At 63.3% G+C, this 20,483-nt stretch carries 14 protein-coding genes; 7 read left to right on the forward strand and 7 right to left on the reverse strand.

Annotated elements, in window-relative coordinates; translation table 11 throughout:
- Nucleotides 1-484 precede the first annotated feature (484 nt).
- From GM676_RS24765 to GM676_RS24790, 6 genes are read right to left on the reverse strand one after another with little or no spacing between them, the layout of a single operon-like run.
- Nucleotides 485-1,126 carry a hypothetical protein gene (locus tag GM676_RS24765; protein WP_155466879.1) on the reverse strand — a complete coding sequence of 214 codons (642 nt, stop codon included), beginning with the start codon at nucleotides 1,124-1,126 and terminating at the stop codon, nucleotides 485-487.
- The gene (locus tag GM676_RS24770) at nucleotides 1,092-1,703 is read right to left on the reverse strand and encodes a hypothetical protein (protein WP_155466880.1); all 612 of its coding nucleotides are present in this window, start codon (nucleotides 1,701-1,703) and stop codon (nucleotides 1,092-1,094) included. The genes GM676_RS24765 and GM676_RS24770 overlap by 35 nt, the downstream gene beginning before the upstream one ends.
- A gap of 1 nt (nucleotide 1,704) precedes the next feature.
- Nucleotides 1,705-2,388 (reverse strand): AHH domain-containing protein, encoded by a 684-nt coding sequence (locus tag GM676_RS24775; RefSeq protein ID WP_155466881.1) that lies wholly within the window; start codon nucleotides 2,386-2,388, stop codon nucleotides 1,705-1,707.
- A gap of 15 nt (nucleotides 2,389-2,403) precedes the next feature.
- The gene (locus GM676_RS24780; protein WP_155466882.1) at nucleotides 2,404-3,597 is read right to left on the reverse strand and encodes a hypothetical protein; all 1,194 of its coding nucleotides are present in this window, start codon (nucleotides 3,595-3,597) and stop codon (nucleotides 2,404-2,406) included.
- Between the two features lie 31 nt (nucleotides 3,598-3,628).
- Nucleotides 3,629-6,610, reverse strand: a complete 2,982-nt coding sequence (locus tag GM676_RS24785; RefSeq protein WP_155466883.1) for a type VI secretion system Vgr family protein — start codon at nucleotides 6,608-6,610, stop codon at nucleotides 3,629-3,631.
- On the reverse strand, nucleotides 6,607-7,389 hold the full coding sequence (locus GM676_RS24790) for a hypothetical protein (protein WP_155466884.1): 783 nt from the start codon (nucleotides 7,387-7,389) through the stop codon (nucleotides 6,607-6,609). The genes GM676_RS24785 and GM676_RS24790 overlap by 4 nt, the downstream gene beginning before the upstream one ends.
- 149 nt (nucleotides 7,390-7,538) lie before the next feature.
- On the opposite strand from GM676_RS24790, the gene GM676_RS24795 reads away from it, so the two are divergent.
- Genes GM676_RS24795 through GM676_RS24825 form a run of 7 tightly spaced genes read left to right on the forward strand, consistent with a single transcriptional unit; the run spans nucleotide 7,539 to nucleotide 17,772 of the window.
- Nucleotides 7,539-8,378 (forward strand): M15 family metallopeptidase, encoded by an 840-nt coding sequence (locus GM676_RS24795; protein WP_371866362.1) that lies wholly within the window; start codon nucleotides 7,539-7,541, stop codon nucleotides 8,376-8,378.
- Between the two features lie 8 nt (nucleotides 8,379-8,386).
- A complete protein-coding gene (locus tag GM676_RS24800; protein ID WP_155466886.1) occupies nucleotides 8,387-9,886 on the forward strand; it encodes a hypothetical protein in 1,500 nt (499 codons plus the stop codon).
- 28 nt (nucleotides 9,887-9,914) lie between these two features.
- On the forward strand, nucleotides 9,915-13,976 hold the full coding sequence (gene tssM / locus GM676_RS24805) for a type VI secretion system membrane subunit TssM (RefSeq protein ID WP_155466921.1): 4,062 nt from the start codon (nucleotides 9,915-9,917) through the stop codon (nucleotides 13,974-13,976).
- Nucleotides 13,973-14,959, forward strand: coding sequence for a type VI secretion system-associated protein TagF (gene tagF, locus GM676_RS24810; protein WP_155466887.1), 987 nt, complete (start codon nucleotides 13,973-13,975; stop codon nucleotides 14,957-14,959). Before tssM ends, tagF begins: the two co-directional genes overlap by 4 nt.
- Nucleotides 14,960-14,962: 3 nt before the next feature.
- Complete coding sequence (locus GM676_RS24815) at nucleotides 14,963-15,727, forward strand: OmpA family protein (protein ID WP_155466888.1); 765 nt, start codon at nucleotides 14,963-14,965, stop codon at nucleotides 15,725-15,727.
- Between the two features lie 9 nt (nucleotides 15,728-15,736).
- Nucleotides 15,737-16,840: a type VI secretion system protein TssA gene (gene tssA / locus GM676_RS24820; protein WP_155466889.1), complete on the forward strand. Its 1,104-nt coding sequence runs from the start codon at nucleotides 15,737-15,739 to the stop codon at nucleotides 16,838-16,840.
- 11 nt (nucleotides 16,841-16,851) lie between these two features.
- Entirely contained in the window at nucleotides 16,852-17,772 is a 921-nt protein-coding gene (locus tag GM676_RS24825) for an alpha/beta hydrolase (protein WP_155466890.1), read from the forward strand.
- Between the two features lie 14 nt (nucleotides 17,773-17,786).
- Here GM676_RS24825 and tssH read toward each other — a convergent pair whose 3' ends face one another.
- Nucleotides 17,787-20,474: a type VI secretion system ATPase TssH gene (gene tssH / locus GM676_RS24830; RefSeq protein WP_155466891.1), complete on the reverse strand. Its 2,688-nt coding sequence runs from the start codon at nucleotides 20,472-20,474 to the stop codon at nucleotides 17,787-17,789.
- Nucleotides 20,475-20,483 lie beyond the last annotated feature (9 nt).

A 20,483-nucleotide genomic window follows, 5' to 3' on the forward strand; every position in this document is an offset into this window, starting at 1 on the left:
GACTGCTCGAACCGCTTGGCTATATACCGCCGGCCGAAGCTGAGGCAAACTATTACCGACAACTTTCCGAGCAGGCTAAGTCGCCTGACTCACACCAAACGGCCTCCTAAATTTCCGGGGCGATTCATTCGATGCACGGCTGGACCAGTAAAGTTTCTTTTCCAGTCTGGACGTTGAAATGGGCGCCTCTGGAAAATCATCGCGATTCACAAACACCGATGCGATACGGGAGTTGAGTTCACGCACTTCATCAATCGAGGCCATGCGCGGCTCGGCTTGCGCACAGAATGCAACTTGCGCAAGACCGCCCAACATCGCAAGTACGGATAACCGCAGCCGAGTCTTAACGCGGACGCTGAGCAGTGAGGTCGACATAAACACTGTGATTTCTTCCTCTATAAGTAACGACAAATGTGCGGGTGGGATTATTTTTTCAACTCACCCGTTTTGCCAAAACAGCGGCATCTTCATTGATCTGGAATGCTCACCAGCATGGCGCCGCTGTCGCCATTGCCACGGAAGATAGCGGCAATATCTTGATGGCATACGATGTAAGCCTCCAACGTCCCTCCATCTTGAACAACAGTCGCTGATGCAAGGGAATGCTATCGAGCACGGCGGCATCAAGCACATAGGTATAGACGCCATGTAGTTTGAAACCACCAAGCTCCAGCGGCTCGTCCTCAAAGTCAGACAATTTTCTGTCCCAACAATCGAGACGTTCAGGAAACGCCAGGAACCAGTAGTCTTCATGCCAGTTCTTATAGGCATCGACAAATACAGCTGGGTGAATGTGCACGCCCGGCAGGTCCAGCGCGAGCAAAGCACCGCGGATATGGTTTCGGACCAGCAGGTTGGAGCCATCGAACAGGATGTCAGGCAACTCCTTGAACGGCACAATCCCTAACTTCCGAGCGTAATCGCTACCGCCATCGGAGAACATAAACGGCGCAGACCCGTTTGGCTGCGGTTCGAACGAATAGTTGCGATTCACCGTATTTTCGTCCGGGGTCAAAGAGGGCAGACGATCGTCCCCCTGCTTTTGGATAAAATAATATTCAAGGTCGCACATTGCTAATAATTTGCTTGCTTCAATGATCTGGAATATTGACCAACTTGGCCCCACTTGGGCCATTTCCACGGAAGATAGCGGCAATTTTTTCGTGACATACAATGTAAGGGTCCTGCGTACCGCCCATTTTGAATAGCATTCGCTGACTCAAGGGGGTCTTGTCAAGTACATTAGCATCCAAGACATAGGTATAAACGCTGTGCAGCGCGAACCCGCCAAGCCTAATTGGCTCTTGTTCAAAATACGACAATTCGCGGTCCCAGCAATCCAGACACTCAGGAAACGCTAAGAACCAGTAATCTTCATGCCAGTTTTTGTAAGCATCGATGAACACCGCTGGGTGAATATGCAGGCCTGGTAAGTTCAGCGCGACCAAAGCATCACGGATGTGGTTGCGTACCACCAGATCTGCGCCGTCAAACAGTATGTCCGGTATGTCTTTGCGCGGCACGATGCCCAGCTTTCGAGCGTAATCACTGCCGCCATCAAAAAACACGAACGGCGCAGATCCGTTCGGTTGTGGTTCAAAGGAGTAATGACGAGCTACCGTGTTTTTGTCAGGAGTCAAGGATGGGAGACGATCATCGTCCATTTTTTGAACGAAGAAATATTCGTGGTCGTAATTATGCATTTTAGTTACCCGGCTTTAATTTATAGGGTGTTTCTGATTGATAGGTGATATTTTCATTTTTCTGTTTGACACCCTGACTACCTTTTGCATGCATTCGTCCGACGGCGCACTTCTCCACCCCATGATGTGCGCTTACAGAATCCACACTACCGCATCCAATCGGATTCCGAGGAGAAAAATGATGCGCAATATTAGTTAATGGTGCCGCAGATGGCTTGTTCTGTATCATCGAAACGATGTCCTTGCTGAGTCTATCGAGCTCTTGCCGAATTTCATGCACCCTGCTGTCATCCGCACCTTGACAGGCTTTTGTGAGTGGCAAATGGAGGCGTCTGATGCGCATGCCGATCAGATCGTGATAACTCATCGGCTCAAGATCGTCATCATAATCATCCTGACTAATCACCGCTGTGTGATTGCCTCGATGCGGCTGGACGCCGAGGTAACATGCTCCCTGTAACGTACACGGGATGAACACCAAGTTAGGCAGCAAATTAATATCGTAGCCAAATTTTTCTATTTCTTTACCTAGCCCGGAACGCTTCATACCCTCAGCCGAGATCGCGTGATGGGCCTGCATCTTGACCCCGTTGTTGCGCGGATGGGATTTATCTCCCTCGATCGCATCCTTGATGCGCTTGAGGTACTTGCTGTCTTTAGCGGAGTTGCCAAGTTTAATTGTCATTGCGATTCACTCTAACTATGCATATTCCACGTTCCCGGGTCTGCGCCGCGGCGTGGTGTGCGTGGTGCTGCCACAGATGCGGCACTTTTTATCCCGTTTGATCGACGTCCTCTTCGCCGCCAGCGTGGTCTTGGTGTTGCCGCGTACCACGAGCCCCTTGCTCCGGGCCTGCAATAGCTTCGCCCCCAGATTGTGCAGGTCATCCACGGCGTCCGACAAATCGCGCAAGATTCGCAGAAACGCATCAATCGCGGCCTTGGCGCGCTTGATCCGGCGGTTGGCCGTCACCACCTTCACGCTCGCGGCGGCGAACCGGCCGATCAGCATGGTGATGCGCGCCGCCACCGCCGCGCCAGCGCTCAACAATGCGCTCACCACCAGCATCACCACCTCGATCATCAAATAGGCGCTGCCCTTGCCAGCGACATAGGCATAGAAATTGGGTGGAATCGCTTCAATCATTAGTCCCACATAGGCGAGATAGCTCAAGGCGCTGTCATGGTCCGCAATGATTTCCAACACCACCGCAAAATTCGGGTCGTTACGGATCGACTTCGCCAGCACAGGATCGATGTCCATCAGCACCGTGTCGACAAAATTCTGTACCGGCTGCGGTTTACCGTCCGCGATCAGGCTGGGCAGGTTCAAGATCGCGTCGCGATGCTGGTAGATTTTTCTCGCCTTGTTGGCACTTTCAATGACAGTGTTGGCGGCATCCTGCACCGCATGCCGCGCATCTTCGAGCTTTTGCAACTGCTGGCGCCCCAGTTCCGTCGCCTCGTCCGTAATCGCCTTCTGCCACCACGCCCAGTTGTATAAAGTGTCTTCAGGGTTCTCGATATGCTTGCTAAGCTGCTTGTGCAACTCATCGTAACGCTGCCTGCTGTAACCAGCCAGGCGATCATATGCCGTGCCGGCGGCATCGCGTATTTTCCCGCCCAGGTCAGTCCACAACTCGGCTTTAAACAGCTCGGCCTGGTCGCCAAGCCACTCCGCGCCGCCGGCGTTCCATCCTTCACGCGCACTGGTGACGAAGGCCAGCGTCGGGTTTTCATCCCATTGACTCTGGAATTCCGCCATCTGGTCAGTAAGATTCAGGTAGGCCGCGTGCAAGCGCAGCACGATGCTTTCGCGCTCCTCGCTAATTTCCTTTTCGGTGACCTTGGTCTCAGTTGTGACGATAACCGCACCGTCCTTGGGCGCCTCCATGCGCCGGATTTCTGATGGCGATCCGCTCACGCTACTGCCCCTTTCCTGCGGCCTGATTGATAGGGACGCCTTGCGCCAGCGTCTTGTTGTCGACCTTGAACCTGAGTCCGGTCAATGGCCACGGCGTATTCCAGGCGTCATCGTAATCAGCCTTGATCTCCACCCAGCTGTTCTCTGCCTTTGGCAATACGGGCAATACCGGATCAATCCGGGCGGGACCACTAAAGTTCTTCTTGCCCGCATGTATGGTCAGCTTGCCCGGGCACTGCACCGTGATGTTGCCGCCCTCGATGGTGATGTTGGCGCCGCCCGCCGTGGACAGGCTGATGCGCTTGGCCGCCGCCCAGTCCACGCCGGCGTTGGCGCTGATGACGTTGACTTCGTCGCGCGCCTGCACTTTCAGTTCGTCGGCCTGGGCCTGGATGTCGACGGCGTCCTTGGCGGCGATCAGCTGCACCCCGACGCCGCCCTCGCCCGGCTTGACCGCGCCGCCCAGCACCCCGATCGCCTGGCCGCTGTGCGCGCGCAACTGGCCACCGGTGATGAACTGGCTGTCGTTGCCGCTCATGAGGGCGATGGTTTCGCCGTTGGCCAACTGCACCGCCGCGCTGGACGTGACGCCGATGCCGCTCTTGCCGCTGATGGCGATGATGGGCGCGCCGGCGTGCGGTAGTTGATCATCGCCGGGCGCGGTTTTCCTGTCGGCGGCGTCGGCGCGCGCCGCGTCCAGGCTGGTGTTGCCGACCATGCCGGATACCGCCGTCAACATCGCTTGCAGCGGCGCGGCCTTGTCGTCCAGCGTGCTGGCGTTGGCCTTGGCCGCGCCCAGATGGGCGGCCAGCGCGACCGTCTCGTGCGTCTTGGCCGCGTCGTTGAAGGTTTCGCCTAGCTTGAGGGCTTGCTTGAGCAGCGCGATGCCGGCCGCGTTGTCGCCCGCCGGTTCGCGCGCGTCGGCGTTGTGGTTGATCTTGTAGCTGCTCACCAGTAGGCCGGCGCCGGCGCGCACCGCGCCGTAGGCATCGGTGCGCAATTCCGCGCCCTGTCCGCGCAGGCTGCCGCGATAGTTGTCGGCGCTGTGGATCAGGTGACCCAGCGTCAGTTCGCTGGCGGCGTGGGTCGAGTGCAATTGCACGCGGCCTTGGGCGTCGGTGTCGTCGAACAGCAGCTGGTTGTAGCCCTTGCCGCCGAATTCCTTGCTGCGCACGCCCCACTGGGCGGCGGCGTTGCGGTGCCCCGCACTTTCCGCCGAGGCGCCATGCCATAGCGGGCTGTTGCCGCCGGCCAGATTGCCCTGCGCCGACACCGCATGGTCGCTGGCCGGCTGGAAGCGCGCGGCCTGATCCTCGCCGCCGCTTTGCGCGCCCGGCGTTGGCGTCACGCCGCCCTCGCCCTGACCGTTGTACAGCGCGCCGATGATGATCGGCCGGTCGATGTCGTTTTCGATGAATTGCACCAGCACTTCCTGTCCGATGCGCGGCAGGAACTGGCTGCCCATGCCGCCGCCGGCCGAGCGCTGCGCCACGCGCACCCAGCAGGTGGCGTCGCCGTTGTCCTGCCAGTGGTAGCGGATGCGCACGCGGCCCAGCTTGTCGCAATACAGTTCGTCGGCACCCGATGGTTGCGCCAGGCCGTCGGCGCCGATGACGATGGCGCTTTGCGCGCCGCGCGCGGTGGGCTTGGGATGGCTGCGGCCGTCGCTGCCCGGCAGTTGCGGGCGCCAGATGACGTCGGCGGAGATGGCGTCAAAGCTGTTGCCGTAGCCGGTCTCACGCGCCTGTGCGACGGTCAGGGCGAAGTCGTCACTGGCGTCGGCCGCCAGCTCCTCGAGTAGTTCCGGCAGCGGGCCAAACAGTTCCGCCAGCGCCTGCTGTGCCGGCGACGGCAGGTTGTTGACGCCAACGCTGCGCACGCGCAGCAGCACGTACGCAGGCGCGGCATCGCCTGCGGCGCCGGACGCCGAACCGGCCGGCGCGCCAACCAACGACAGTGGCCCTTGCGTCAGCGTGAAACGCGTGCCGGCGGCCATGGTACGCACGGTGGAACGGCCGCGCCATAGCTGGGCGGCCGCTTCCCGGCCTTGCATCTGGAGGTCGGCGTAGCGCTGCGCCTGCGCGGCATTGGAGTAGCTGTACTGCCCCGGCACATCGTAGCTTTCCAGCGGTGGCAGCTTGCCGGACGGGAGACGCGATGGCGCACTGGCGTTGACCGCCTGCTTGGCCTTGTAGTCGTAGCTCAGCAGCGTGGTCAGCGAGGCGGTAACGGCGCGCCGCGCTTGCAGGGCCTGTATCGTATCGCTGGCCTCGCCGGCGCGCACGCCGTGGTAGCGGATGCCGCCGTCCGCTTCGCTGCTGGCGTCTTCCGGCGTGGCGCCGAGCTGGCTGCTGTCGGCGAACAGCACCACGCCGACGCCGTCGTCCAATTGTTCGTAGCGCCAGGCTAGGCCCTCCTCGGTCAGCAGGCGCTGCACGAAATCGAAATCGGATTCGCGATACTGGCAGCAGTAGCTGCGCGCCACCGCGTCCGCCATGAAGGGCTCGGCTTCTTCGCTCCAACGCCATTGCGCCAATGGCGCGTAGCCTTCGAATACCTCGTCGATTATTTCAATGACGGTCTTGTCCTGCCAGACCCGGCTGTTGCGCACCTGGCTCAGACGCCACAGCCACGGCGTCAGGCGCAGGCGGAAGCGCGCCAGGCCGCCTTCGCTGCCCAGCATGGCGGCCTGCGTGATCTCGCCACGAAATTGTGTGCGGCTGCCGTCGGCCAGGCTGACTTCGAGCGCGGCCGTCCGTCCCAGCAACGGCGCCAGCGGTACCGAGGCGTTGGTCGACAGCACGATGACGTCGCGCGCGCTCACGCCCTGAACGCTGTCCTCCGCCGCGAACGCCTCCACCAGCAGGCCGCCGGCGCCGAGGTCGTCGCTGTCGCCAGCGTCCAGCGTCAGTTCGTACAAACGGGTGACGCTGGAAAACTGTGCCAGGGCGGCGGTGATTTGTTCTAGCAGTGCGATGCTCATGATTCGGCAGCAGTTTTCACCGCCACCGGCTGCTGCTTGCACTCAGGCTCTTTGCGAGCGGTGGTCGCGCACAGGTGCTCGCGGCACTGGGCGGCGCCGGCTTCATTCATCCGCCCGCATTGCTTGAGCTGATAGGACGGGGTCGAGGGTTCCTTGGATGGTTTGCCGGACTGCACATGCGTCATCAACGCGGCCAGCAGCGCGACGTCGCTGTCCTGCGGCGTCTTGGGCTTGGTCTCGGCCTTCTTCGCGACTTGCACCGGTTTCCTGGCTGGCTTGTCGGCCTTCTTGTGCTCGGCCAATTGGGACTTCGTCGGGGCGGTATGCGGTTTTTCCAGCGCGGCGGTCAGCTCATCCTTCTGCGGCTTGGCCGGCGTGTCGTTCAACATGTCTTTCAATGAGCGGGTATTGTCGGCCGGCGGGCTGACAGCGGCAGTCTCTTCAACAATGGTCGCGGCCGGCGGAGCAGCCGGGGCCGGCGCTTGCGTCGGCGCAGCGGCGGCTATCGGGGCCTCGGTCGGCGGCGGCAAGGTCAGCGGCAGATCCGGCGTGAAATTGAGCCAGGCGGCCACGCCCACGGCCAGCACGGCGACGGTTAGCGCGCCAGTGGCCAGCAGCGCCTTCTTGCGCCCAACGGCAGACCGCGCCGCCGCCGATGTGGCGGCCGGGGCGCGCTCCAGCCCGTCCAGAATGCTGGCACGGCCGGCTTCGGCCGGCGGTTCCGTCGACAGCAAACTGGGGCGTCCGCTGGCCGCCGGGCGTTTTTCTTCACCTTGCAAAATTAGCTCCCTTATTAATTTCGCATCACTTTACGACATCCAAAGAAATCATGCCGCACGGCTAGTTTCAATCGTGCGCGGGCTTGTCATAACTCTAATATATACTCCAAAGCAATGCTTTTTAGACATTTAATGGCTTCGAGGGCAACGTGTTCTTACTGGCGGTAACTCTATATTTCTTGCTGGCTTGCCTCATCAGTTGGATGGTGCTGTTTCCGTCCGGACGTGAGTTTGTGCTGGCCGCGCTGGCCGGCGCCGGCGCGCGCTTGCAGCAGAAGCTGGGGCGCGCGGCCGAGCGTCAGCGCAGTGGCATCGATGCGCTGCGCCGCTCGGGCAACACCACCGCCGGTAATCTGCGCGACTTCTTCGGTCAGCATTACTTGCTGTGCCTAGGCGGCCTGGCGCTGCTGTGCCTGCCGCCATTGGCGGCGGTGCTGCTGGCCGGTAAGCCGTCCCTCAACGGTTATGAAGCCTCCACGCGCGAGGTCAATACGCAGGTGGCCGGCTTGCTGGCTGGCGAGCAACTGGTGCCGCCGCCGGCCCTGCCGCCGCTGGTGTTCACCACCGCGGAAGTGCAGCTGGAACGGCCGATGCTGGTCTCGGCCAGCCGCGACTGGGCACTGCTGGACAGCGTTTACGCGCAGCGGCTACTGATGGCGTTCCGCATCATGAAGGAAAAATATGGCTATGAGATGGCGCTGCTGGAAGGTTATCGCAGCCCCGAGCGCCAGAACAAGCTGGCCGCGCTGGGTTCGGGCGTGACCAACGCCGCCGCTTTTCAGAGCTGGCACCAATACGGACTGGCCGCCGATTGCGCTTTTCTGCGCGACGGCAAGCTGGTGATTTCCGAGCGCGACCCATGGGCCATGCGCGGCTATCAGCTGTACGGCGAAGTGGCCGAGTCGCTGGGCCTGACCTGGGGCGGACGCTGGAAGATGATGGATTTCGGGCACACGGAATTGCGCCGGCCCGGTGTGATGAAACAATAGGAGCTGCGATGTATTGGTTGCGTAATGTTGCCCTGACCGCCGCCGCCTTTGGCGGCAGCTGGGGTGGCGCGATCTGGTTCTGGCGCGAGACCAATCGCATGCCGGCCACCAGCGAATTGGTGTTGTACCTGCTGGTGCTGCCGGTGTTGCTGCTGTCGACCTGGTGGCTGGCGCGCAAGGCGTGGACCCGCGCAACGGCGGCCACCGCGCCGGTCGCCGGTGCGGCCGCCGGCGCGGGTGACGCTGCGCAAGCCGCTGCCGCCGCCACCGCGCCTTTGCCGCCGGGCCTGATCATCGCCGCCAGCGCCGTACGCGCGCCGCATGGCGGCTCGGTAGCCGATTTGCGCGCCGCGCTGGCGGGCAATCAGGCGCGTCCAAGCCTGGACGATGAGCTGTACGACGACGACGGCTATCCCATCCTCAGCGCCCGTCTGCCGGATGCCGGCGACACCGCGTTGCGCGAAGAGCTTGACCTGTGGCGCCGCACGCACCAACTGGAAGACCCGCGCCTCGACCAGACCCAATGGCGCGCCCTCGCCGCCGCCAGCGCTGTCACGGCCGAACTGGCGGCACAAGCCAGCCTGCACGCTGATCTGGGCGCGTGGGAACAGCAGCAGCAAGAGCGCAAGTCGGGCCGCCTCGCACCGAATGCCGCCGTGGCGCCGATGCCGCCGCTCCTGCATCTGCTGCCGCTGTGGGCGGACGACTGGAAGCCGCAACAACGCGAACTCGCCGCGCAATGGCTGCGCCGTGTCGCCATCGAAGCCGGCTGGCCGCAAGCCTTGCTCTCGCCGACCGCGCACGAGGCAGGCGCCAACGCGCCGCTGATCGGTGACGGGGCGGTGCTGGCTGCGCGCGAGGGTGATGCCGGCGCCATATTGGCCGCGCTGCTTCAACGCCGCGCCGACGCGCGCCAGCCCTGCCTTGCGCTGCTGGTCGCCGCCGGCTCGCATCTGAGCGACGCCGCCGTCAGCCGCCTGTCCAATCAAAACGCGCTGTACACCGCAAACCGTCCGCAAGGGCGCATTCCCGGCGAAGGCGCGGCTGGCATGCTGCTGGCCGATGCCGCCACCGCCGGCGCGATCGGCCCAGATGCCAGTGGCGGCACGGTGCTGCAAGCCTTGCACCAGGGCCGCCGCGCCACCTCCGCCGACGAGGTCCGCCGCGATACCGATTCCTGTCTGACCGACGCCGTTCAACACGCGCTGCAAGCCGCGCAAGTGGACGGCGCCAACATCGCGCTGGTGGCGGCCGACACCGGCCACCGCACCAGCCGCGTCACCGAGTTAATGCACGTGGTAACAGCCGCCGCGCCGCAACTCGATCCTGGCGCGGACGTCATCAGCGTGGGCGCCAGCTGCGGCAGCTGCGGCGCCGTCACCTGGCTGACCGCGCTGGCCTTGGCCGGCGCCGAAGCGCAGGAACGTGCAGCACCGGTGCTCTGCATCAGCAACGAAGATCCCTACCGCCGCTACGTCGCGCTCCTGCGCCCGGCGTCCGCGGCCTGACACACTTTAGTAACCGAGTCCTATCATGATGCAAACATTCTGGCTGTTCCTGACCCAACGCCGCACGCTGATTGTCATCGGCTGGCTGGCCTTTGCCGCGCTGCTGTTCATCGCCAGCGCTCTGCTGCAATGGCCCTCCTCCGTCCCGTGGACCATACTGGCAGCAGCCCTGCTGTTCGGCGCCGCCGTCTGGTACTGGCGCTACCGCAAGACCCAGCGCGCCGCCGGCCAGCTGGGTGACATGCTGGAGCAGCAGGCCAGCAAACCGGTGAAGGCCGATCCGGCCACGCGCCAGGAAACCGAGGCCCTGCGCACCCGCATGCTGGAAGCCATCGGCACCATCAAGAACTCCAAGCTGGGACAGACCTCCGGCAACGCCGCGCTGTATGAACTGCCGTGGTACATGATCATCGGGAATCCCGCGGCCGGCAAGAGCACGGCCATCGCCAGCTCCGGTCTGCAATTCCCCTTCGCCGACAGCAAAATCGTGCAGGGTGTGGGCGGCACCCGCAACTGCGACTGGTTCTTCACCACCGACGGCATCCTGCTCGATACCGCCGGCCGCTACTCGGTGGTGGACGACGACCGCGCCGAGTGGTTCGGCTTCCTCGACCTGCTGAAAAAATACCGCAAGAAGGCGCCGATCAACGGCATCATCATTGCCGTCAGCGTGGCGGAGCTGACCCGCAACCGTCCTGAATTCGCCATCAACCTGGCCAAGAACCTGCGCCAGCGCGTACAGGAACTGACCGAGCGCCTGGAAGTGCACGCGCCGGTGTATGTGCTGTTCACCAAGGCCGACCTGATCACCGGCTTCAACGAATTTTTCCAGGACAGCGAGCGCAATGAGCGCGACAAGGTCTGGGGCGCCACCCTGCCCTATAGCCGCAACACCAGCGGCGAGGAAGTGCTGAACCAGTTCGACGCCCGCTTCGACGAATTGTACGAAGGCCTGAAAGACCTGAGCGCCGCCAACATGGCGCTGCAATGGCGCGAACGCATGCCGCCCGGCGTGTTCACCTTCCCGCTCGAATTCAGCTCCATCAAGCCGTCGCTGCGCACCTTCATCGCCACGCTGTTCGAGGAAAACCCCTTCCAGTTCAAGCCTGTATTCCGTGGCTTCTACTTCACCAGCGCCTTGCAGGAGGGCGAAACCGTGTCCGCCTCGTCGCAGCGCGTGGCGCAGCGCTTCGATCTGCAACTGAAACCCGCCGATCACGAGGAAGCCCACCAGCAGCAAGGCTACTTCCTGCTTAACCTGTTCCGCAAGGTGATCTTCGCCGACAAGGATCTGGTGGCGCAATACGCCAGCCCGGCCAAGATACGCATGCGCTACGTGGCCTTCTTCGCCGCCACCGCCTTTGCCGGCCTGGCGCTGGCCGGCTGGAGCTGGTCCTATATCAACAACCGCCAGCTGGTGGCCAATGTGCAGGCGGACCTCGACCAGGCCATCAAGGTGCAGGAAAAATCCATGGACCTGCAATCGCGCTTTGCCGCGCTGGAGATCCTGCAAGACCGCATCGAACAACTGGACAAGTATGAAGAGAACCGTCCGCTGTCGCTGAGCCTCGGCCTGTATCAGGGCACGCTGCTGGACCGCAAGCTGCGCGAGGAATACTTCAACGGCGTGCGCGAAGTGATGCTCAAGCCGGTCGGCCAGACGCTGGAAGCCTTCCTCGCGGAGGTCAACAACAACGCCGCGCAACTGCAACCGATGGCGCGCCCGGTGAGCGCCGCTCCTGGCAGCGCCACGGTACCGCCCAACGCCACGCAGGCCGAAGCCGCGGCGGCCATCAACAACAGCGCGCAGCAGTTCAAGGACGCCTCGCCTACCGATGCCGAAGATGCCTACAACGCGCTGAAGACTTACCTGATGCTGGGCGATAAATCGCGCGCCGAAGCCGGGCACCTGAACGACCAGATCACCCGCTACTGGCGCGTGTGGCTGGACACCAACCGTGGCAGCATGCCGCGCGAACAGTTGATCCGCAGCGCCGAGCGCATGATTTCCTTCTACCTTGCGCAGGTCAACGACACGTCGTGGCCGCAGATCGATAACCGCCTGACGCTGGTGGACCAGACCCGCGACAATCTGCGCCGGGTGGTGCGCGGCATGCCGGCGCGCGAGCGCGTGTACGCCGACGTCAAGGCGCGCGCCGCCACCCGCTTCCCGGCGGTGACTGTAGCCTCCATCGTCGGCGACCAGGACAAGGAACTGGTGCTGGGCAGCTACGCGGTGCCGGGCAGCTTCACCCGCGCCGCCTGGCAGGGCTTTGTGCAGGACGCCTTCCGCGAAGCGGCCAACCGCGAACTGCAAAGCGCGGACTGGGTGCTGAAAACCTCGTCCAAGGACGATCTGACGCTGGAAGGCAGTCCGGAACAAATCCAGAAATCGCTGGTGGACCTGTACAAGAACGATTACGCGCGCGAATGGCAGAAGTTCGTGCAAGGCGTGACGGTGCGTGATCTGGCCAGCTTCGACCAGGCCGCAAGCGCCATGAACCGCCTGGGCGATCCGCAAACCTCGCCGCTGAATAAGCTGATGAACAGCGTCTACGAGCAAACCTCGTGGGACAATCCATCGCTGCTGGACGCGGGCCTGCAACGCGCGCAACGCGGCGTGACCGGCTGGTTCAAGGAGACTATCCTGCGCCAGAAACCATCGCAGGTGAATATCAATGTCGGCAGCGGCAACGTACAGAATGCCGCCCTGCCGCTTGGCCCGGTGGGCCGCGAGTTCTCCGGCGTGGCGCGGCTGGTGGTCGCCAAGGACAAGGATGCATCGCTGATGCGCGGCTACATGGAGCAGTTGTCCAAGCTGCGCGCGCGCTTCAACCAGATCAAGAACCAGGGCGATCCAGGCCCCGGCGCCAAGCAGCTGATGCAGCAAACGCTGGACGGCAGCGGCTCGGAACTGGCCGAGGCGCTGAAATACGTCGACGAGCAAATGCTGGTCGGGATGACCGATGCGCAGAAAGCCGCCGTGCGCCCACTGCTGGTGCGCCCGCTGATCCAGAGCTTCGCCGTGATCGTGCAGCCAGCGGAGATCGAGATCAACAAGGTGTGGGCGGCGCAGGTGCTGCAACCGTTCCGCCAGACGCTGGCGATGAAGTATCCGTTTGCCACCGAATCGAAGGCGGAAGCCAGCAATGCGGAAATCGGCGTGGTGTTTGGTCCGGATGGCGCCATCGCCAAGTTCTTTAACACCACGCTTGGCCCGCTGGTGGTGCGCCGCGGCGACACGGTGAGCGCGCGTACCTGGGCCAATATGGGCATCAATCTGGCGCCGCCGGTGGTGGCCAGCTTCCCGGGCTGGATTGCGCCGCTGGCCGCCAACGGTGTCGCCAACGCGGCGGCTTCCAGCGGCGGCGAGGGCCAGACCAACTTTGATTTGCAGGCGCTGGGTGCGGTCAGCGCGACCGAGTTCACCATCGAGATCGATGGCCAGGCCCTGCGCTGGCGCGGCCAGCCGCAGCCATGGGTGCACATGGCGTGGCCGAATCCGGCCGGCGTGCCGGGTGCGCGCATCACCGCGATTACGCCGGAGGGCCGCAGTGTGGTGATCTTCAATGAACCGGGCCACTTCGGCCTGAAGAAAATGATCGACGCGGCCAAGCGCAAACGCAAGGACAATGGCGCGTTTGAGCTGACCTGGGATAACGCTGGCGTGGCGGTCACCGCCAACCTGAAGATCGTCGGCACCACGCCGGCGCCAGTGCAGGCACAAGCCGCTCCAGCGGCGTCTGGCTTCAAGCGACTGCGCCTGCCGGATGTGGTGACGGCCGCAGCACCGGCGAATCCGGCCGCGCCAGCGGCTGCGCCAAGCGGCCTGGCCACCACGCAAGGTGGGCCGGGGGCCATCCCCTCGGCTACCGGAGGCTTGCCTGCAACGCCGTCGGCGTCTGGCGCACCAGCGGCCATGCCAGCTGCTCCTGCCACCACCGTGCCAGGTGGCGCATCAGGAGCGGCAGCGCCGAGGCCAGCGCCGGCGCCGGTCCGCGCCCCGGTCCCGCCTTCCGGGCCGGCGCCAGCCACCATGCCGGTGCCACCCGCCACCGGTGTGATCCGCACCGCGGGAGCGCAGCCATGAGCCGCGGCGCCACCACCGCCAACATCGGCTACTTCGGCAAAGTGCCGGGCCGCGGCGACTTTGTGAAAGGCGGCGACAGCCCTGCCCTCATCAAAGTGCTGGATGACTGGCTGGCCCAGGCCATGGACCTGATGAGCACCGACGCCCGCTGGAAGCTGAACTACGACGCCGTCGCGCCGCTGCACTTCGCCTTCGTCGGCCCGCGCCGCCGTCACGCGATCGCGGGTCACATCGTGGCCAGCAGCGACCAGTCGTCGCGCCGCTTCCCGTTCCTGATGACCAGCAGCGTGGAAGTCCCCGAGCCGTCCACCTTCGTCGCCAGCGCACCGCTGGTCTTCAACCGCCTGTGGAACAGGCTGGCGACGCTGAGCACCAGCGTGGTCAACGCCGGCGATCCCACCGTGCCGCTGCAACTGGCAGCCGGCGAAGCGGTCGAACTCGACCTGCGCAGCGCCGCCTACCAGGCCAGCTTCGACGACTTTCTCGAACTGCAAACCGTCGGCGGCCTGGATGCCATGCTGGCGCAGGCAGGCTTCAAAGGCTCGTCGCGTCAAGTGCTGCTGGCACTGGGCATGCTGCTGCAACCAGTACTGGCCAGCAGCTCCAGCCGCCTCGATAAAACCCTGCTGCTGCCGCTGCCGCAGGACCCGATGTACCGCAATCTGGTGGCCTCGTTCTGGCTGCAACTGATCACGCCTTTCCTGGCGCGTGCCGACTTCGAACTGGCGCTGTTCCTCACGCGCCAGCAGGAACAGCCGGTGCTGCTGGTCGGCTTTAGCGGCGCATCACCGGCGACGCTGCACGGCATCATGGACCCGCAGGCGGCGCTGGCGCAGCAAATCACCTTCGAACAACTGGACTGGGTGGAAGAACAGGCGGACAGTGACTACGCCGTCAAAAAGCTGTCGACTTATTTGTCGCAACCTTCCCTGTCACTCAAGTCCGCGCTGGACTCGGTCAGCGCGGCGTTTATTGGAACCTGAATCATGCGCACTCTTTTATTTACAAGCTTGCTGCTGGCCGCCGGCGCTGCAAGCGCGCAGGCCAACGCACCGCAACCGGGTCAGGTGCTGGCCGCCGGCACCCTGCCCGATGAAGCCAGCAAGGCCGCCGTGCTGGCCAAGCTGCGCGAAGTCTACGGCGCCGACAAGGTGGTGGATCAGATCTCCATCGACAAGGTCGCCACGCCGGCCAACTGGAACGGCTACGTGCAAAAGCTGATCACGCCGGACCTGAAGCAGATCAGCCGTGGGCAGCTCAAGATCGACGGCAGCACCGTCAGCCTGCGCGGCGAAGTGGGCAACGAGGCGGTGCGCCAGCGCATCGCCAGCAATATCGCCACCAGCCTGAATCCGACCTACACGGTGAACAACGGCCTGCGCGTATCGGCCGCCGATCAGGGCGTGCTGGATAGCGCGCTGGCCAACCGCATCGTCGAATTCGAAAGCGGCAAGGCGGAACTGACGCCAACCGGCAAGGCCATTCTCGATGAGATGGTGACGGCGCTGCGCAAGCTGAATAACCGCAAGGTCGACATCATCGGCCATACCGACAGCGCCGGCCTGCGCGCCACCAATCAGGGCCTGAGTCAGGCGCGCGCGGAGGCGGTCAAGGCTTATCTGGCCAGCCATGGCATCAATGGCGACCTGCTGACGGCCAGCGGCCAAGGGCCGGACCGACCGATCGCCAGCAACGACACCGCCGAAGGCCGCGCGCGCAACCGCCGCATCGAATTCCGCATGGCGCAGTAAGAGGACACTATGTATTCCGCACAAGAGCTTTTAGAACCGATTTCCGACAACCAGCCAGCTGGCGGAGACCTGTCGTTTTCCCCAGAACTGGATGCCATCGCGCAGGCGCGCAAGTTTGACGATCCATCGCTGGATCAGGGTGAATGGGTAACCGAATTGAAGGAGGCCGACTGGCCGTTTGTGGTCGACCGCTGCGCGCATTTGCTGAAAACCGCCAGCAAGGATTTACGGCTGGCCGTGTGGCTGACCGAGGCCGGCGCCCGCGTACATCAGTTGCGCGGGCTGGGTGAAGGCTATCTGCTATTGGCCGGCCTGTGCGACCAGTACTGGGAACGCGGCCTGTATCCGCAGGCCGACGACGGCGACAACGATCAGCGCACCGGCAATTTAAGCTGGATACTGGCGCGCACACCGGCGCTGATACGCGAAATCGGACTGACCGAGAATGGCGACTACTCCACCATCGACTTTGAAGAAGCCCGCAAGCGCGCGGCCAGCGGAGACGAAGCCTTGCAGAATCGCGCGCCACGACTGGCGGACATGGAAACGGCCAAGCGCAATAATTCGGCGCAGTTTGCGTCCACCTTCCGCGCCGATGCGCAGTTCTGCATCGAAGCGCTGGAACAGCTGGAACGCATCGCCGACACCCGCCTCGGCAACGACAGCCCCGGCTTCGCCGCCGCCCGCGATGCGGTGAAATCGATGCTGCACGCGATGCCCGCGCCGCCAACTGGATCAGGTGCGGCCGGCGCTGTAACGGGCAGTGGCGGCGCAGGCCAAGGCACGTATGGCGACGCGTCCAGTGGCGCGGTCGCAGGCTATGGCACGCTCGGCGGAGCGGCGGACGGCGCAACGGGCGGGTATGGCGCGCCGGGTGGTGCGGTGTCGGGGCAGCCGGGCGTGATCAGCAATCGCACGCAGGCAGTGGCGCAGTTGCGCGCCGTGGCGGAATTCTTCCGCCGCAGCGAGCCACACAGCCCTGCATCCTACTTTGCCGACAAGGCAGCGGCGGCGGCGGAACAAGACCTGCACACCTGGCTGCGCTCCGTGGTGAAAGACCAGGCTTCATTGGCCCACATCGAAGAACTGCTAGGCGTCCCGCCCGCCGAGTGAGACAATGGGGCATGAATTTCCCTCTCCTTCCGTTCTTACTCTTTCTACTGATAGGCAGTGCTCAGGCGCAGACTGAAGTCTGGCAGCCATCGCCAGGACAGGTGCAGCAACCAATCTGGCCTGGCGCGGTGCCTGATGCAATAGCTACGCCGAAAGCGGAGTCGGTTGACCGCGCGGAAGGACATGGAGGCTGGAGCCGGGTCAATGACGTCAGCGTGCCGACCATGACGGTGTACTCTCCGAAAAGCGAGAACACCGGCGCGGCGGTCGTGGTATTCCCAGGCGGAGGTTTCCAGGTCCTGGCCATGGACCTGGAAGGTTCCGAGATCTGCGATTGGCTGACCTCACGCGGTATCACCTGCGTGCTGCTCAAGTACCGCGTCCCCAAGGGCAACCACCATTGGGACGAGAAATGCCAATGCCATATCACGCCGAAGATCCCGCGCGCCTTGCAGGATGCGCAAAGAACCATCAGACTGGTACGATCCAAGGCGCAGGAACTGCACCTGAACCCTGGCAAGATCGGCGTGATCGGCTTCTCCGCAGGCGGGTATCTGGTCGCCCAGACCAGTAATATCTTCACGCCGACTTACAAAGCTGTCGACGCGGCCGACAAGTTAAGCAGCCGTCCGGACTTCGCCATTGCGCTCTATCCCGGCCACCTGTGCCGCGCTGGCGACCGGTTCGATAGCAGTATTCACGTCACCGCACAAACACCGCCGACATTCCTGTTGCAAGCGTGGGATGATCCCGTCGATCCAATCTGCAACAGCATGCGCTACGCGCGAGAACTTGATCGGGCAGGCGTGCCGGCGGAGGTTCATCTCTTTGCCAAAGGCGGGCATGCTTTCGGCCTGCGGGATAAACAGCATCCCGTTTCATCATGGCCATCGCTGGTTGAAAACTGGCTCAAGGACATCGGAGTCCTGTAGCCAGTCGCCCGGCTCTATTTAACGCTGTACTTGAACTGTCCCTGCTTGTTGGCGCTGACCTTGATCTTGCTGATCGCCGCGCCTTCCGCCATGCGGGTCAGTACCGATTCGGCGATCTCCGGCAGCAGCGTGCCGTTCAGGATGTTGTCCACGTTGCGGGCGCCGGAGTCCACTTCCGTGCAGCGCGCCAGCACCGCTTCCACCAGCGCTTCGTCGTAGCTGAATTCCGCCTTGTGGTTGACGGCGATGCGGCGCTCGATTTTCCCCAGTTTGAGCTTGATGATCTCGACCAGCACGTCGTCCGGAATCGGGTAGAACGGAATCACTTTCAGGCGGCCCAGGAATGCGGGCTTGAATTGCTTCATCAGCGCGGGACGGATTAATTCCTCCAACTCCTCCACCGGCGGCGGCTCTTTATTCAGGCAGGCCTGCATCATCGTGCCCGAGGCGACGTTGGAGGTCAGGATGATGATGGTGTTCTTGAAGTCGATCTCGCGGCCTTCCGCATCGTCCATCACGCCTTTGTCAAACACCTGGAAGAACAATTCCATCACGTCCGGGTGGGCTTTTTCCACTTCGTCCAGCAGCACCACGCTGTACGGATTGCGGCGCACGGCCTCGGTCAGCACGCCGCCTTCGCCGTAACCGACGTAGCCCGGCGGCGAGCCTTTCAGGCCGGAGACGCTGTGCGCTTCCTGATACTCGCTCATGTTGATGGTGATAAGTTTGCGCTCGCCGCCATACAGGGTATCGGCCAGCGCCAGCGCAGTCTCGGTCTTGCCGATGCCGGATGGGCCGACGAACAGGAATACGCCTTTCGGCTTGTTAGGATCGTCCAGATTGGCGCGCGAGGTGCGCACGCGCTGCGCCACCGCTTCAATCGCATGCGGTTGCCCCAGCACACGCTGTTCGAGGTTTTCTTTCAGGCGCAACACGGTCTTGATTTCGTCCTTGACCATTTTTCCGAGCGGGATGCCGGTCCAGCCGGCGACGATTTCCGCCACCACGTGGCCATCCACCTGCACCGGCACCATCGGCGTTTCGCCTTGCAGCGCGCGCAGTTCGGCCACCATGGCCTGAATGTCGCGCGCCTCGCCGCCCCGGCCAGCCGCCTGTCCATCCGCGCCGGCGTCCGGTTGTGGCGGCACGCCGGCCGGCTGCGATGCGGCGGCGCGGGCGGCAATGATCTGCGCCGTCAGCGCTTTCTCTTTCTCCCAGCGCTCGGACAGCGCCTGGCGCTCGACATCCGCCGCCGTGCGCGATTCGCGCAATTCCTGCAAGCGCGCGGCCGGCGCGGTGCCGCCTTCGGCCTGCTCGCGCTCCAGCGCCGCCGCTTCGGCATCGATACGCTCGATCTGACGCGCCAGCGACTCGATGCGGGCTGGCGTCGCGTTCTGCCCCAGCGCCACCTTGGCGCACGCCGTATCCAGCACGCTGATCGCCTTGTCCGGTAGCTGGCGGCCCATGATGTAGCGATGCGACAGCCGCACCGCCTCGGTGATGGCCTCGTCGTACACGCGCACGCCGAAGTGCTTCTCCATCAGCGGCGCCATGCCACGCAACATGGCGCACGCCAGTTCCTCGCTTGGCTCCTCGACCTTCACCACCTGGAAGCGCCGCGCCAGTGCGGCATCCTTCTCAAAATACTTTTTATATTCGCCCCAGGTGGTGGCGGCGATGGTGCGCAATTCACCGCGCGCCAGTGCAGGTTTCAGCAGGTTGGCCGCATCGTTCTGACCGGCCTGCCCGCCGGCGCCGATCATGGTGTGCGCCTCGTCGATGAACAGAATGATGGCGTGCGGGCTTTTCTTCACTTCGTCGATCACGTTCTTCAGGCGGTTCTCGAACTCGCCCTTGACGCTGGCGCCGGCTTGCAGCAGGCCCATGTCCAGCGTGTGGATCTCCACGCCTTTCAATACGTCCGGCACATCGCTTTGCGCGATACGCAGCGCCAGCCCTTCCACCACGGCGGTTTTGCCGACGCCGGCCTCGCCGGTCAGGATAGGATTGTTCTGCCGGCGGCGCATCAGGATATCGATGGCCTGGCGGATTTCCAGATCGCGGCCGATCACCGGATCGACCTTGCCATCGCGCGCACGCTGCGTCAGGTTGGTGGTGAACTGGTCCAGCGCCGGCGTCTTGCTGGCGGCGCGCGCTTGCAGTTCGCCGACCGGATCGCCGCCCTCGCCCGCTGGCGCCACAGGCTTCGCCACCGGCACCTCTTCCGAACCGGCGGTGATCTTGTCCAGATTGTGCTTGATCTGCTCCAGATCGAAACGCGCAAACAGCTTGGAGCTGCGCGCCGCCAGCTGCGACAACTCGGTGTCGGTCAGCAGCGCTTGCAGCAGATGACCGCTGCGGATCTGCGCCTGCGTATCGTCCTGCAAATCCAGCGAGGCGATCAACCAGGCGTTTTCAAATAGCTTGGGCAAGCGCGCCGAGAACACCGGCGTGCGCGTATTGCCGTTCTTGAAGCGTCCCACTTCCGCGCGCAGGTCCGCTTCCAGTTGGCTGATGATGATGTCGCAATGGCGTGCGATCACCACCACGTCACTCTTGGGCTGCTCCAGCAACGCCAGAAACAGATGTTCGATATCGACTTCGTACTGGCCCAGCGACACGCACAGGCTGGCGGCGCGCGTGGCGGCGGCGCGGCTGGTGTCGTTCAATTTGCCGATCAGCGTTTTCAGATTGATGCTCATGTTCTTATC

Origin of the sequence: Duganella radicis (genome assembly GCF_009720825.1) — a bacterium.
GTDB classification, from domain to species: Bacteria; Pseudomonadota; Gammaproteobacteria; order Burkholderiales; family Burkholderiaceae_D; genus Rugamonas; species Rugamonas radicis.

Excerpts from the sequence above, each read along its gene's own strand:
- tssH (WP_155466891.1), bottom strand. The coding sequence starts at position 20,474 with ATGAGCATCAATCTGAAAACGCTGATCGGCAAATTGAACGACACCAGC.
- GM676_RS24800 (WP_155466886.1), top strand. The coding sequence starts at position 8,387 with ATGTATTGGTTGCGTAATGTTGCCCTGACCGCCGCCGCCTTTGGCGGC.
- GM676_RS24785 (WP_155466883.1), bottom strand. The coding sequence starts at position 6,610 with ATGAGCATCGCACTGCTAGAACAAATCACCGCCGCCCTGGCACAGTTT.
- GM676_RS24780 (WP_155466882.1), bottom strand. The coding sequence starts at position 3,597 with ATGGAGGCGCCCAAGGACGGTGCGGTTATCGTCACAACTGAGACCAAG.
- GM676_RS24775 (WP_155466881.1), bottom strand. The coding sequence starts at position 2,388 with ATGACAATTAAACTTGGCAACTCCGCTAAAGACAGCAAGTACCTCAAG.
- GM676_RS24815 (WP_155466888.1), top strand. The coding sequence starts at position 14,963 with ATGCGCACTCTTTTATTTACAAGCTTGCTGCTGGCCGCCGGCGCTGCA.
- GM676_RS24825 (WP_155466890.1), top strand. The coding sequence starts at position 16,852 with ATGAATTTCCCTCTCCTTCCGTTCTTACTCTTTCTACTGATAGGCAGT.
- tssM (WP_155466921.1), top strand. The coding sequence starts at position 9,915 with ATGCAAACATTCTGGCTGTTCCTGACCCAACGCCGCACGCTGATTGTC.
- tagF (WP_155466887.1), top strand. The coding sequence starts at position 13,973 with ATGAGCCGCGGCGCCACCACCGCCAACATCGGCTACTTCGGCAAAGTG.
- GM676_RS24770 (WP_155466880.1), bottom strand. The coding sequence starts at position 1,703 with ATGCATAATTACGACCACGAATATTTCTTCGTTCAAAAAATGGACGAT.
- tssA (WP_155466889.1), top strand. The coding sequence starts at position 15,737 with ATGTATTCCGCACAAGAGCTTTTAGAACCGATTTCCGACAACCAGCCA.